The sequence below is a fragment of the Pseudoxanthomonas sp. GW835-FHT14C01 genome (assembly GCF_058793715.1).
The window spans coordinates 138,900-152,387 of the sequence record NZ_JBXAGB010000003.1 but is presented as its reverse complement, the minus strand read 5'-3'; the positions used below and the strand labels follow the sequence as shown (position 1 = coordinate 152,387).

11 protein-coding genes are annotated in these 13,488 nt (G+C 60.8%); 9 read left to right on the top strand and 2 right to left on the bottom strand.

Annotated elements, in window-relative coordinates:
• Window positions 1-90 precede the first annotated feature (90 nt).
• Window positions 91-333: a helix-turn-helix domain-containing protein gene (locus AC1Q5B_RS14050; RefSeq protein WP_492632227.1), complete on the bottom strand. Its 243-nt coding sequence runs from the start codon at window positions 331-333 to the stop codon at window positions 91-93.
• Window positions 334-452: 119 nt separating this feature from the next.
• Here AC1Q5B_RS14050 and AC1Q5B_RS14045 point away from each other — a divergent pair, with 119 nt between their 5' ends.
• The 4 genes from AC1Q5B_RS14045 (at window position 453) to AC1Q5B_RS14030 (ending at window position 3,633) form a co-directional block, all read left to right on the top strand.
• Window positions 453-1,262 (top strand): hypothetical protein, encoded by an 810-nt coding sequence (locus AC1Q5B_RS14045; protein WP_492632226.1) that lies wholly within the window; start codon window positions 453-455, stop codon window positions 1,260-1,262.
• Window positions 1,263-1,349: 87 nt separating this feature from the next.
• Window positions 1,350-1,625, top strand: coding sequence for a BPSL0761 family protein (locus tag AC1Q5B_RS14040; protein ID WP_492632225.1), 276 nt, complete (start codon window positions 1,350-1,352; stop codon window positions 1,623-1,625).
• A gap of 45 nt (window positions 1,626-1,670) precedes the next feature.
• Complete coding sequence (locus AC1Q5B_RS14035) at window positions 1,671-2,345, top strand: SseB family protein (RefSeq protein ID WP_492632224.1); 675 nt, start codon at window positions 1,671-1,673, stop codon at window positions 2,343-2,345.
• Window positions 2,346-2,472: 127 nt separating this feature from the next.
• Window positions 2,473-3,633, top strand: coding sequence for an IS30 family transposase (locus AC1Q5B_RS14030; RefSeq protein WP_492632218.1), 1,161 nt, complete (start codon window positions 2,473-2,475; stop codon window positions 3,631-3,633).
• A gap of 25 nt (window positions 3,634-3,658) precedes the next feature.
• Here AC1Q5B_RS14030 and AC1Q5B_RS14025 read toward each other — a convergent pair whose 3' ends face one another.
• A complete protein-coding gene (locus AC1Q5B_RS14025; RefSeq protein ID WP_492632223.1) occupies window positions 3,659-4,210 on the bottom strand; it encodes a TetR/AcrR family transcriptional regulator in 552 nt (183 codons plus the stop codon).
• A gap of 145 nt (window positions 4,211-4,355) precedes the next feature.
• Between AC1Q5B_RS14025 and AC1Q5B_RS14020 the strand changes: the two genes are divergently transcribed.
• From AC1Q5B_RS14020 to AC1Q5B_RS14000, 5 genes are all read left to right on the top strand, one after another.
• Window positions 4,356-5,474 carry an efflux RND transporter periplasmic adaptor subunit gene (locus AC1Q5B_RS14020; RefSeq protein WP_492632222.1) on the top strand — a complete coding sequence of 373 codons (1,119 nt, stop codon included), beginning with the start codon at window positions 4,356-4,358 and terminating at the stop codon, window positions 5,472-5,474.
• A 62-nt stretch (window positions 5,475-5,536) separates the two neighbouring features.
• Complete coding sequence (locus tag AC1Q5B_RS14015; protein WP_492632221.1) at window positions 5,537-8,665, top strand: multidrug efflux RND transporter permease subunit; 3,129 nt, start codon at window positions 5,537-5,539, stop codon at window positions 8,663-8,665.
• Window positions 8,662-10,101, top strand: a complete 1,440-nt coding sequence (locus AC1Q5B_RS14010) for an efflux transporter outer membrane subunit (protein ID WP_492632220.1) — start codon at window positions 8,662-8,664, stop codon at window positions 10,099-10,101. The genes AC1Q5B_RS14015 and AC1Q5B_RS14010 overlap by 4 nt, the downstream gene beginning before the upstream one ends.
• A gap of 531 nt (window positions 10,102-10,632) precedes the next feature.
• The gene (locus tag AC1Q5B_RS14005) at window positions 10,633-12,129 is read left to right on the top strand and encodes an MFS transporter (protein ID WP_492632219.1); all 1,497 of its coding nucleotides are present in this window, start codon (window positions 10,633-10,635) and stop codon (window positions 12,127-12,129) included.
• 193 nt (window positions 12,130-12,322) lie between these two features.
• Entirely contained in the window at window positions 12,323-13,483 is a 1,161-nt protein-coding gene (locus AC1Q5B_RS14000) for an IS30 family transposase (protein ID WP_492632218.1), read from the top strand.
• Window positions 13,484-13,488: the final 5 nt, after the last annotated feature.

Here is a 13,488-nt window from a genome sequence, read left to right as displayed (position 1 = left end):
TCGAGCCAAGGTGACAAGCATAGCTGATGCCGCCTCGGGCTGATCTCCCAAAGTAGAAGTGTGGCCTTCACGACAATGGAATTCACACATCTAGTTGCTCGGCAGGACGAGCTTGACCGCGCGCGAGGCGGTTAGACCAAGGGCCGAGGTCAGCTGGAAGAATTCGATCACATCTAGCCGGCGGGCCCCGGCCTCGACCGCAGACAGCCGCTGTTGTGGCCAACCTAACCTACGCGCCACATCGCTCTGAGTCAGCCCCAACTCCTCTCGGCGGTTCCTTAGCCGCTCCACCAGTTTTCGATAGTCATCGCGGTAGATGGTCTTGAAGGCCATTGTCGTCACCAGGCTTGGACGACTGAGAAATCTATGACCCACCCACCGGTTACATGAAAAACATGTAGCCAGCATGGAGAGGCGCTGGTAGCATCCCCGGCTTACTCGCGAGAGGTGCGATGGTATGTGCCTGCACCCAACCGACTCTGCCGCCCGCCGACCGCGACCTGAGGACCTATGCCCAGTCGCTTGGACTGGTGCGCCTTGCCGCGTGGTATGCCCTTGAACTCTCCACTTCGACCGAAGCGCCATTCACCACGGGGGCGTCGCTAAGCCACGCGCTATTGCGGCGCCTGGAGGACGCGGGGGCGATACGGGTATCGCAAGGTCCAGAGCCCGGTATTCGGCGCTCGCTGTACGAGCCTCTAGCTTGGTGCTATCCCATTGACTGGGGCGGATCCCGTGACCTCCAGAACGGACTGCACTCCACCCTGATGGACCTAGCAGGCCGTCCCGATGCGTCGGCGGCCAAGGTGGAGGTGTGGGAGGCCTTAGCTCAGGCCGAGATCGAGACCTACCTTACCCATCTCTTACGCCGCCACACGCTCGAGCCAGCCGGCGCGGCTGTGATCATGCATGCGATGGCTGATGAGTGGGCCGGCCACAGCTTGGCCCGCAAGCGCTATCTGGCTTGGTACGGGGCTCGAGGTGCGGCTGCTGCATTCCTGCGGACAGGCATGGACCAAGTAGCGGCACGCAATGCGATGTTGGATGAGATGCGCCGTAGGTCTCGCTGGCTCACCTCCCGATCGGCGAGCCGCGCACTTGCGCGCGATGAATACCGCTTTGTGCCGGATCCGAGCTGGAAGCGGCCGGTCCTGCTGGATGTCTTTCTGAGCATGTTGCTACCGTACGGTACGTCTTACTGGTCCGATGTGCCGCGACTAAAGCGAGAGGCCGCTTCGACCGAAGTACGGACATCACCGTGATCCAGGAGCCGACGTGCAGCACGCCCCGAGTCGTAGGCCCGAGATCCGCCAAGGTTAGCAGCGACCTGTCCCAGAGGAGGTGAAACGGTGACGACGCCTGCAGAGCGAACTCGCAACCTCATTCAAGCCGGGGCGTTTCTCAGAGAGCTCTCGGCCAACCCAGCATTGCCTGTGGCAATACGCACTGAGGCGTACAGACTCTTGCGTCACTTTCCCTCGGTGTCTGACGTTGAGGCGATAGCGGTCAATGAGGCGCATCTGATACAGGTTGCCAAGTCTCCACTGTTAAGGACCTACTTGGTTACAGAGTTCGATCCCGACTGGGTTCGAGGCTACCCGCTCGGACCTCACATAGGAGGCTAGATAGTGGACACAATGAGTCAGTCACAGTTGGAGCATCTGTTCGAAATGGCTCACACCAGTCATTTCAACGAGGCCGCGTTCTACACGCACCTTCTTATGGCCATGGTGTTTGTGCATGTTCCGGTGTCCGATGACGACAAAAAGGTTCGACTGATCCAGTTCCGGCATCCGGACGGGTTCGATGCGATACCCGTCTTCACCTCGGCTCGACGCTGTAATCGGGCGGGCTCCGCGGCCGTGAGGTCAGTTCAAGTGCCCTGCATCGAGCTGTTCGGAGCAACGCGTGGTGCCACGATAATGATCAATCCTAACGATGGTGGGCCAGTGCTCTATCCCGAAGAGATCACTGCGCTTCTGGAGAAGGGATCCTTAGAGCCTTTCGAGAAGTTGGAGCCAGCCGACGGCACGTGGGACGTAAGACCGGCGCAGAACCCTCCTATCCACGTGGTGAAAGCGGTCCGTGAGGGTGCTGCATCGGCCTCGTTCATTAAGCAGATCTTTCTGATGGAGAAACGAGAGAGGAAGTCGGAGGAGCTCGTATTGCTTGTCTACATTGGCACTGAATCTGGGCACCTTGAACGGGCGGCCCGGCACATGGTCCAGGTTCTGCAGAGCCTTCATCCACGATTAAATGCCGTCATTGATGTCGCGGTGTACGACGGCGCGTGTGGACGCCCAGAATTCTTGAATGAGCTAGGCGCAGTGCCCGTATTCGGCTAGTCGGCTTTGCCCACTCTTGCGCTTCAACCACAGTTATACAACGGATGGAGCATGTCTGCTGCCGACCGCGGATTCATATGATCGATGCAACACACGGATAGCTGCATAGGCAGCGGGAGTGTTGCGGATGAAGCGCAGGAAGAGGATCTACTACACCGACACCCAGAAGGCGCTGATGTGGGACCGTTGGCAGCAGGGCGAGTCCCTGCACCAGATTGCGTCCCTGTTTGACCGGCACCACAGCTCAGTTCGGAACATCCTGGCCGAGCACGGCGGCATTCGTCCGCCGATGAGGCGAAGATCTCCAAGGGTGCTGAGCCTGGCCGAGCGCGAGGAGATTTCCCGCGGCCTGGCGGCGGGACGATCGATCCGCACGATCGCCGCGTCGCTGGGGCGGGCGCCATCCACGATCAGTCGCGAGATCGGTCGCAACGACGGCCCTGAAGGCTACCGCGCCAGCCAGGCCGACCATGCCGCCTGGGACCGGGCGCGGCGCCCCAAGCCCTGTAAGCTGGCGCTGCATCGAGCCTTGGCCGCTCGCGTGGCAGAGAAGATCCAGCGGCAGTGGTCGCCTGAGCAGGTGGCCGGCTGGCTCAAACGCACCTATCCCGATGATGCGAGCCGTCAGGTGTCCCACGAGACGATCTATCGCACGCTCTACATCCAGTCCCGCGGAGCCTTGAAACAGGAGCTGCTCGCGCACCTGAGGCGCACGCGGGCGATGCGTCGTTCACGACACCACACCCAGAAGACAGAGAACCATGGCCGGATCACCAACACCGTCTCGATCAGCGAGCGGCCGGCCAGCGCCGAAGATCGGGCCGTGCCGGGACACTGGGAAGGCGACCTGCTGTTCGGTGACCGGAACAGTCAGATCGCCACGCTGGTGGAGCGGCAGACCCGCTATCTGATGCTGGTGAAGGTGGCAGGCAAGGACACCGAGACCGTGGTCAACGCGTTGATCAAGAACGCACGCCGCCTGCCGAAGCAGCTCTACCGATCGCTGACCTGGGACCGGGGCAAGGAAATGGCAGGACACCGTCGCTTCACCCTGGCCACTGACATCCAGGTCTACTTCTGCGACCCGCACCATCCTTGGCAACGCGGTACCAACGAGAACACCAACGGACTACTGCGGCAGTACTTCCCGAAGGGCATCAACCTGGCGGACATCTCGCAGGCCAAGCTGGATGCCGTGGCGCGCCAGCTCAACGAACGGCCACGCAAGACGCTTGGCTACGAAACACCGGCAGAGCGATATCGACAAACTGTTGCGTCGATCGGTTGAATCCAAGACCCAAAGCGGACCTTTTCTAGGTGATGCCGCGCAAAAAGCTGCGCATAACTGTCGAAAGGGCACTGGCTGGTGCCATGCGACCTCGGGCGATAGACCAAGCTGCTCCGTACAAGCAAGTCCAGTAGAAGTCCGACAGCCACGGCGCTGGCATCTCGATGGTGAATGCACCAGCCTTCTGACCACTGAGGAAGAAGGCATCCAGACGTGCATCCAGGGGGGCCCATTCCGGCGGTGAGTAGTGAAGATCGTTCTTGTTCTTTCCCTCTTCGCCAAACTGATAGAACAGCAGCACGATCAAATCCCGGGCATCGAGCATGGCTGCGGTGGCGGCCTCCAATCCAGCCTTGGGGTCGTCCTTGCGGCCTTCGGCCAGACTCAGGGCGCCATCTACCTGCGTGAACGCGTGGCTCATCAGCATTGCAAGGATCGCCGAGCGCGTGGGGGCCAACCGGTACAGCGTTGCGCGACTAATACCCGCGCCTTTGGCGAGTTCCGTCAGGCTGGCGCCAGGGCGTTGAACCAGGCTCGCAGCCAGAGCACGAATTAGCGTGGGGTCGGGATGATTCAAGGACGGGCGGGCTGCTTTGAGGATGTGTGTACACATTAGCACGAAAAGTCAATTACGAACTAAATGAAGCAAACTTGATTCAAATGAGATAAGTTGGTATTGTGTGCTGGCACCGTTCGCCAAGCCCTGCGCCACGAGACCAACCATGCCTTCTTCTCCCTTCCGATGGGCCGCTGCCGCGGCCTTGATTGCCCTTCTGGTCGCAGGATGCAGCCAGGACGCTCCTCCTCCACCTGCCGCACCTGCTGTTGAGATCGCGACTGCGCAAGCTCGGGCATTCGACAAGTCCAGCCAACTGCCTGGCCGCATCTCATCGGTTCGGGTCGCAGAAGTGCGTGCCCGCGTGGCAGGCATCGTGCTGGAGCGAAAGTTTCAGGAAGGCAGCGAGGTCGCAGCGGGCCAGGTCCTGTTTCAGATAGATCCCGCGCCATTTCTCGCCGCGCTAGCGCGCGCCAAAGGCGAAATGGCCCGTGCAGAAGCCGAACTGGCTGACTCACGTGCCCAAAGCGTTCGTGCTGATGAACTGGTGAAGGTCGATGCAATCAGTCGTCAGGACCACGATGCGGCGACGGCGCGGTTGAAGTCGTCGCAGGCGATGCTTGCCTCGGCCAAAGCAGCCGTTCAAACGGCACAGCTGGACGTCAACCACGCCACAGTTCGGGCTCCCATTGCCGGCCGTATCGGCCGTGCGCTGGTCACCGAGGGAGCGCTGGTGGGACAGGGCGAGGCCACTGCGATGGCGCTTATCCAGCAGTTGGACACGGTGTATGCAGACTTCAACCGTGCGCTTCCGGAAGTGCTGCGCCTGCGCCAGGAGGCCAATGCCATGAATGGCGACCAGCCGATCGAGATCACCATTGAAGTCCCTGAGGTTGGCGTCGTACGCCAAGGCAAGCTGCTGTTCTCAGATATCAGTGTCGACCCCGATACCGGCATGGTGGCGCTACGCGCTGAGTTCCCGAATGGGGATCGCCTACTGCTGCCGGGCATGTTTGTTCGGGTCACGTCCAAGCTGGCCGCAACCAAACCGCATGTGTTCGTACCACAGCGTGCCATCCAGCGGACGCCTGAAGGCAAAGCAATCGTCATGGTTGTGGGTAAAGACGGCACGGCGCAGGCCCGCGAGGTCCGTACGGGTCAGATGGAAGGCGCTCAATGGGAAATCCTCGATGGCCTGAAGGCCGGCGAGCGCTACGTCGCCAACGGAGCAACCAAGGTCGCACCTGGCACACCGCTGCCGTCGCCGGAAGCAAGCAAGAGCTAGTCAGCGGCTTACACCTCTACCTCTAAGCGGAAGGGCTCAATGAGCCCTCGGCAGGAATCGTCATGTCTCGATTTTTCATCTACCGTCCGAACTTTGCTTGGGTCGTTGCCATTCTGATCTCTTTGGTCGGACTACTGGTGTTGCCCGGAATGCCCGTGGAGAAGTATCCGCAGGTAGCCCCGCCGCAGATCTCGATCATGGCCAACTACCCCGGTGCCTCGGCTACTGTGGTCAATGAGACGGTGACAAGCATCATCGAGCAGGAGCTCAACGGTGCGAAGAACTTGCTGTACTTCGATTCCAACAGCTCCAACGGACTGTCGGAAATCACGGTCACCTTCCAGCCCGGCACTGATCCGGATCTGGCACAGGTCGACGTTCAAAATCGTATCAAGCGTGCTGAGGCGCGACTGCCGCCGTTGGTGACCAGACTCGGCCTTCAGGTAGAGCAAACCACCGCAGGCTTCTTGATGATCTACACGCTGACCTACAAGGACGGCGTGGACTCCACCGATGTTGTCCGCCTAAACGACTACGCCGCTCGCGTGGTCAACAACGAGATTCGGCGAGTACCCGGTGTTGGCCGCGTCCAGTTCTTTGGTGCTGACGCCGCTATGCGCGTTTGGGTCGATCCGCAGGCCCTCAACGGGGTGGGATTGTCCATTGCTGATGTCAACGCAGCCATAGCCGCGCAGAACCTGCAGGTAGCTGCAGGCAGCATCGGTGAACGTCCGGTCGATGCAGGTCAAGAGCTGGCCACCACGCTGATCGTCAATGGCTCCCTCCAAACGCCGGAACAATTCGGTCAGATCGTGCTGAAGGCCAAGCCCGATGGATCGACCGTGCGCTTGGCGGATGTGGCCCGGATGGAGCTTGGCCTCGAGGACTATCGCTTTGATACCCAGGCCAATGGCAAGCCCTCTGGCACGGCAGCCGTGCAGCTGGCGCCCGGCGGAAACGCTGTGGAAACGGTCAAAGCAGTGCGTGAGCGTCTGGCGGAACTGGCCGTTTCCTTCCCCGATGAAATCACCTACACCGTGCCGTACGACAGCTCCACCTTCGTTGGCGTGGCTATCTCGAAGGTCATCACCACGCTGATCGAAGCGATGGTGCTCGTGTTCCTTGTGATGTTCCTGTTCCTACAGAATCTTCGCTACACGCTAATACCCGCCATCGTGGTGCCGGTCTGCTTGCTGGGCACCTTCGGGGCCATGCACCTGCTTGGCTTCTCGGTGAACATGATGAGCATGTTCGCCATGGTCCTGGCCATTGGCATCCTGGTCGATGACGCGATAGTGGTGGTCGAAAATGTAGAGAGGTTGATGGCCGAAGAGGGGCTTTCGCCCCGTGATGCCACCATCAAAGCAATGCAACAGGTGGGTGGGGCCATCGTGGGCATCACGCTGGTTCTATCGGCCGTCTTCTTGCCGCTGGCCTTCATGTCTGGATCGGTGGGCATCATCTATCGCCAGTTCTCGGCAGTACTGGCCATCTCGATCCTTTTCTCTGGTTTCCTGGCGTTGACGATGACGCCGGCGCTATGTGCCACTCTGCTTAAGCCGGTTCAGCACGGTCATCACGAAAAGCGCGGGTTCTTCGGCTGGTTCAATCGAAAGTTCAACCACTTCACCGATCGCTTCGGTTCTCTGAACCAACGACTGGTGCGCCGTGCCGGCCGGGGCATGCTCGTCTACGCCGTGCTGCTAGGTGCGCTCAGCTACGCCTGGGTGCAGATTCCTGAGGCATTCGTGCCACTTGAAGACGAAGGCTACATGGTCGTGGACGTGCAATTGCCGCCGGGCGCGAGCTTTGAGCGAACCAAGGCGGCCACGCAGGAGGCTTCGGAATACTTGGCCAGCCGCAATGCAATGGAAGACGTCACGATCATCTATGGCTATAGCTTCTCTGGCCTGGGCGCCAATGCTGGCCTCATGTTCCCAGTTCTCAAGCCGTGGGATGAGCGTAGCAAGGAAGAATCGGCCATCACCGAGATCGCTGCAGCAAACGCGCGTTTCTCTGAGATCAAGGACGCCACGATCATGGCTGTGCCGCCGCCGCCGGTAGATGGCCTGGGCAACTCCGGAGGCTTCTCGATGCGCATCCAGGACCGCGGCAACGTGGGTCGCGATGCCTTGATGGGCGCTGTAGGTGAACTCCTGGGCAAAGCAAACCAGTCGCCCAAGTTGATGTACGCCACGATCGAAGGCCTGGCCGATGCGCCGCGTATGCGCTTGGATATTGATCGGGACAAGGCCCAGGCCTTGGGCGTGAGCTTTGACGCGGTAGCCGACGTGCTGTCCAGTGCTTACGGCTCGGCCATGATCAACGAGTTCATCAACGACGGACGTAGCCAGAAGGTCGTGGTGCAAAGCGATGCGCGCTATCGCGCCACGCCCGACAGCCTGGATAGCTTGTATGTGACCGGTCGTACTGGCCAACAGGTGCCACTATCGGCCTTCACGACCACGCTGTGGGAGCAAGGCCCGGTCCAGATCTCGCGTTACAACGGCTATCAGAGCGTTCGTGTCAGTGGTGAAGCGGCGCCAGGCGTTAGTTCGGGCGAGGCGTTGGCTGAAATGGAGCGTCTGGCGGGCGAGCTGCCCAAAGGCATTGGCCATTCGTGGACCGGTTTGTCCTATCAGGAAAAGGAGGCGGGTACGCAGGCGCCGATGCTGCTCGGTCTGGCACTGTTGGTGGTGTTCCTGCTGCTGGTCGCGCTGTATGAGAGCTGGGCCATTCCGTTCTCGGTGATGCTGATCGTACCGATCGGTGCAATTGGTGCCGTGGCTGCGGTACTGGTAGCGGGAATGTCCAACGACGTGTATTTCAAGGTGGGCCTGATCACCATCATCGGTTTGGCAGCCAAGAACGCGATCCTGATCGTCGAGTTCGCCAAAGATCTACACGCCTCGGGCAAGGGCGTGATCGACTCTGCTTTGGAGGCGGCGCGTTTGCGTTTCCGCCCCATCATCATGACGTCCTTGGCCTTCATCCTGGGCGTAGTGCCTCTTGTACTGGCTTCCGGCGCTGGTGCAGCCAGTCAGAACGCGCTGGGTACGGGTGTTATCGGCGGCATGATCGCGGCCAGCACCTTGGGTGTGATCTTTACCCCGATCTTCTTCACCTGGGTGATGACGCATTTGCGCCGCAAATCCAAGGCAGAAGCAACCGCCCCGGAGGTCAGCCTGTGAGCCGTCATCCTGCGGGATTCATTCTGGCAATTACGTTGATCAGCTTGGTAGCCACCGGTTGCAGCTTGGCGCCGCGCTACACCCGTCCGAACCTCCCCGTCGACGAACAATGGGGTGCGCACGCTTCTGATCAACCCACTAACCGTTCAGAAGTGACCTGGTCCGACGACGTGCAGTGGCAGGATTTTGTCCTCGAGCCGCAGCTGCGTGAGCTAGTCCAGGTCGCACTGGAGAACAATCGTGACCTGCGGCAATCGGTACTGGCCATTGACGCAGCACGTGCCCAACTTCGCCTTGCCCGCGGTGCCCAGCTGCCCAACGTGGAGGCCGGTGGTTCACACACGCGCGAACGCATTCCTGCCGCCGTAAGCCCGAGTGGACAAAGCCTTATCCAGGAATCGGCACAATCCGGGGTGACTTTGGGGGCTTTTGAGCTGGACCTGTTTGGACGACTGCGTAGCCTGGCCAATGCGGCCGGCTTCGAGTATCACGCAACCGCCGAGGATGCTCGCGCAGTACGCCTTGCTCTAATCTCACAGGTTTGCAACGCGTACGTGGAGTGGCAGGGCGCGCAGGAGCGTGTGGCCCTTGTCCAAAGCACGCTTGAAGGCAGAGAGAAGTCACTGGGACTGACCGAGATGTCACACCAGCTTGGTGCGGTCGGCGATCTGGATGTGCAAGAAGCGCGGGCCGCATTGGCAGATGTACAGGCACAGAAGGAGCAGGCACTGCGTGCTCGCGCCCGCGCCAAGCATGCGCTGACCTTGCTGCTCGGACACGGTGACACACCCTTGGTAGAGCATGCTGGACAGACGCCAACGCTCGATCAACGCGAACTGTTCGCCGCTATTAGCCCCGGACTGCCGTCCGATCTGATCACTAGGCGGCCTGAGGTGTTGAGCGCCGAACAGAGGTTGCGCGCCCGTAACGCAGACGTCGGCGCGGCGCGTGCCGCATTCCTGCCCAACATCACGTTGACGGGGACCGGTGGCAGTGTCAGCGCCGAGGTGGACGATCTGTTCTCTGCAGGTACTCGTAGTTGGTCTTTTGTTCCGCGCATCACGATCCCGCTGTTCGCGGGAGGTCGATTGAAAGCGGGCTTGGACCTGTCTGAGGTCCGGCGGGACAGTGCGGTGGCGGCTTATGAAGGAGCGATCCAGACCGGCTTCCGCGAGGTATCCGATGCCCTAGTAGATGCGAGCACCTACGAGCAGGAGGCTTCTGCGCAACAGCGCTCCGTAGTCGCCAACAGTCGAGCTGCGGAGTTGTCCCGCGCGCGCTATCGCGCCGGTGCCGACAGTCACCTTCGTTATCTGGACGCTGAGCGTCAGAGGCTGTCCGCTCAACTGGCGTTGCTTGAGGCCCACATCCAGCGGCATAACTCACGCCCAGCCCTGTTCAAGGCGATGGGCGGCGGGTGGGTAGGAGAGCGGTAGTGCTGCGCTCAATCTCTACATCTACTGCGATGCGCTCTACCCCGACGCCCGCAGACTGTTTGGGGTCGCGGGTGATCGTCACCACTCTCTCCAATGGTGCTCCGATCACCCTGCGACTCCGTTTGACTCCTCCGCTGTCCCCTACAGCTGAGGCTTCCGTGGACGTCATCCCAGTGAGCCCACGGTACCGCTTGCCCCAGGTTGGGGTCGAGGCTGCATCGACCCCTCGCACAACGTCTTGGAGCGACCACGGTCGCCTGCCGTTCCGGTCCCCCCGGTACTGCAGGCTTACACCTGGCCTGGAGCAGGCACTGACTGTCGTGATGACAGCCCGTCGCCGGGGATGCGTAGTCATGACGCGTTCCCGGCGAGAATTCTCATTTCTGCCCTTGGCCGAACCTAAATGTCGGGGGAAGTTACTGGACCTTATTGATCCAGTGGCCACGTTCAATAAAGATCTTTGCACCCCACGCTGGAAGCGTTCGGAACTAACGCCATCGTCGCAATTGACCTCTCTGAGGAGTAACGCTCATGCATCCTGATCCCAAGCGCTGGATGGTCCTGCTAACGGTGAGTGCCGGCCTGCTGCTCATCACGCTGGACAACTCGATTCTCTACACCGCCTTGCCTACGCTGACCCATGAGTTGGGCGCCACCGGAAAGCAGGGGCTGTGGATCATCAATGCTTACCCGCTGGTAATGGCTGGCTTGCTGTTGGGTGCCGGTACGCTGGGTGATCGCATCGGCCATAGCCGCATGTTCAATATCGGCCTGGTCTTGTTTGGCTTGTCCTCAATCTTGGCCGCCTATTCGCCTAGCGCCCCCATCCTGATCGGCGCGCGCGCATGCTTGGCGGTGGGTGCGGCGGCGATGATGCCCGCTACGCTTGCCCTTATCCGGGTCACCTTTACCGAAGAGCGCGAACGAAACCTCGCCATTGCGATCTGGGGCAGTCTATCGGTCGTCGGTGCTGCGCTGGGACCGATTGTCGGTGGTCTGCTGCTGGCCAAGTTCTGGTGGGGCTCGGTGTTCCTTATCAACGTGCCCGTTGTGGTTCTGGCCCTGATCGGTTCTGCGCTCTACGCCCCGAGCAATCGCACTGACGCATCCCGTCCCTGGGACCTGTGGTCCTCGGTTCTGGCTCTGGTGGTGCTCTCGGGTCTTGTCGTCTGCATCAAGGAGGTCGCAACCGGCACCAATCATTTGGAATTGGTCATTGGTGCTGCTGTCGCCGCATTGATTTGCGCGGTTTTGTTTGTCCGCAGACAGGCAGCACTGCCATACCCTTTGCTCGACTTCGGTCTGTTCCGTCATCCCGCTTTCATGTCTGGTGTATTGGCTGCAGGATTTGCAACATTCACCATTGGCGGCCTACAGCTGGTCACCACACAACGTTTCCAACTGGTGGCCAACTACACGCCATTGGAAGCTGGCATGTTGGTGGCAGCGGTAGCCGTGGGCTGCCTTCCCACTGCAATGATCGGCGGCGCCTACCTGCACCGTATTGGTCTGCGCATCTTGATCGGGGGCGGGCTAATCGTCGCCGCGTTGGGCTCAGCAAGCATCGCACTGCTGTTGCCGGCAGGCGTGGGTTGGGTGGTTGCTGGCTGCTTGGTCACCGGCGCCGGCCTGGGCGCCGTGATGAGCGTGGCATCCTCCGCCATTATTGGAACGGCCCCGGTGCATCGTGCTGGCATGGCATCTTCCGTGGAGGAGGTCTCCTACGAGTTCGGCAGCCTCACTGCGGTGGCCCTACTGGGCAGTCTGCTTCCCAACCTCTATGCAGCCTTCCTGCAGCTACCTGCCGGGGCGCCTGAGGAAGCACGGCAAAGCCTGATGAATGCGATTGATCTCGCGCGCACCGCGGTGGATGGAGATCAACTTCTTCATGCAGCCAATCTAGCCTTTGATCGTGCTTATGTACTGGTGGTGTTGGTAGTAGCGGGAATGCTTGCGCTGGGATCAATCATAACTTGGCGCATCCTGAGAGGATTTGATGGGCCAGCGTCTTCAAATCTGAGCCACTAGAATACTCATGAGTACTGCCGCACGGCTTTTTTTTGACGCCGTCTCAGAGCAGTTCCTAGCTACCGCCTCGATGACGGTAAGCGCTCTGTGACGGTGGATCGCATCATGCATCGGCAGACGCCCGCTTTTGGCCGCGGATTCATATGATCGATGCAACACACGGATAGCTGCATAGGCAGCGGGAGTGTTGCGGATGAAGCGCAGGAAGAGGATCTACTACACCGACACCCAGAAGGCGCTGATGTGGGACCGTTGGCAGCAGGGCGAGTCCCTGCACCAGATTGCGTCCCTGTTTGACCGGCACCACAGCTCAGTTCGGAACATCCTGGCCGAGCACGGCGGCATTCGTCCGCCGATGAGGCGAAGATCTCCAAGGGTGCTGAGCCTGGCCGAGCGCGAGGAGATTTCCCGCGGCCTGGCGGCGGGACGATCGATCCGCACGATCGCCGCGTCGCTGGGGCGGGCGCCATCCACGATCAGTCGCGAGATCGGTCGCAACGACGGCCCTGAAGGCTACCGCGCCAGCCAGGCCGACCATGCCGCCTGGGACCGGGCGCGGCGCCCCAAGCCCTGTAAGCTGGCGCTGCATCGAGCCTTGGCCGCTCGCGTGGCAGAGAAGATCCAGCGGCAGTGGTCGCCTGAGCAGGTGGCCGGCTGGCTCAAACGCACCTATCCCGATGATGCGAGCCGTCAGGTGTCCCACGAGACGATCTATCGCACGCTCTACATCCAGTCCCGCGGAGCCTTGAAACAGGAGCTGCTCGCGCACCTGAGGCGCACGCGGGCGATGCGTCGTTCACGACACCACACCCAGAAGACAGAGAACCATGGCCGGATCACCAACACCGTCTCGATCAGCGAGCGGCCGGCCAGCGCCGAAGATCGGGCCGTGCCGGGACACTGGGAAGGCGACCTGCTGTTCGGTGACCGGAACAGTCAGATCGCCACGCTGGTGGAGCGGCAGACCCGCTATCTGATGCTGGTGAAGGTGGCAGGCAAGGACACCGAGACCGTGGTCAACGCGTTGATCAAGAACGCACGCCGCCTGCCGAAGCAGCTCTACCGATCGCTGACCTGGGACCGGGGCAAGGAAATGGCAGGACACCGTCGCTTCACCCTGGCCACTGACATCCAGGTCTACTTCTGCGACCCGCACCATCCTTGGCAACGCGGTACCAACGAGAACACCAACGGACTACTGCGGCAGTACTTCCCGAAGGGCATCAACCTGGCGGACATCTCGCAGGCCAAGCTGGATGCCGTGGCGCGCCAGCTCAACGAACGGCCACGCAAGACGCTTGGCTACGAAACACCGGCAGAGCGATATCGACAAACTGTTGCGTCGATCGGTTGAATCCA

Bases quoted from the DNA above. Each gene is read 5' to 3' on its own strand.
- AC1Q5B_RS14000 (WP_492632218.1), top strand. From the start codon at position 12,323: ATGAAGCGCAGGAAGAGGATCTACTACACCGACACCCAGAAGGCGCTG.
- AC1Q5B_RS14045 (WP_492632226.1), top strand. From the start codon at position 453: ATGGTATGTGCCTGCACCCAACCGACTCTGCCGCCCGCCGACCGCGAC.
- AC1Q5B_RS14030 (WP_492632218.1), top strand. From the start codon at position 2,473: ATGAAGCGCAGGAAGAGGATCTACTACACCGACACCCAGAAGGCGCTG.
- AC1Q5B_RS14035 (WP_492632224.1), top strand. From the start codon at position 1,671: ATGGCTCACACCAGTCATTTCAACGAGGCCGCGTTCTACACGCACCTT.
- AC1Q5B_RS14005 (WP_492632219.1), top strand. From the start codon at position 10,633: ATGCATCCTGATCCCAAGCGCTGGATGGTCCTGCTAACGGTGAGTGCC.
- AC1Q5B_RS14050 (WP_492632227.1), bottom strand. From the start codon at position 333: ATGGCCTTCAAGACCATCTACCGCGATGACTATCGAAAACTGGTGGAG.
- AC1Q5B_RS14015 (WP_492632221.1), top strand. From the start codon at position 5,537: ATGTCTCGATTTTTCATCTACCGTCCGAACTTTGCTTGGGTCGTTGCC.
- AC1Q5B_RS14020 (WP_492632222.1), top strand. From the start codon at position 4,356: ATGCCTTCTTCTCCCTTCCGATGGGCCGCTGCCGCGGCCTTGATTGCC.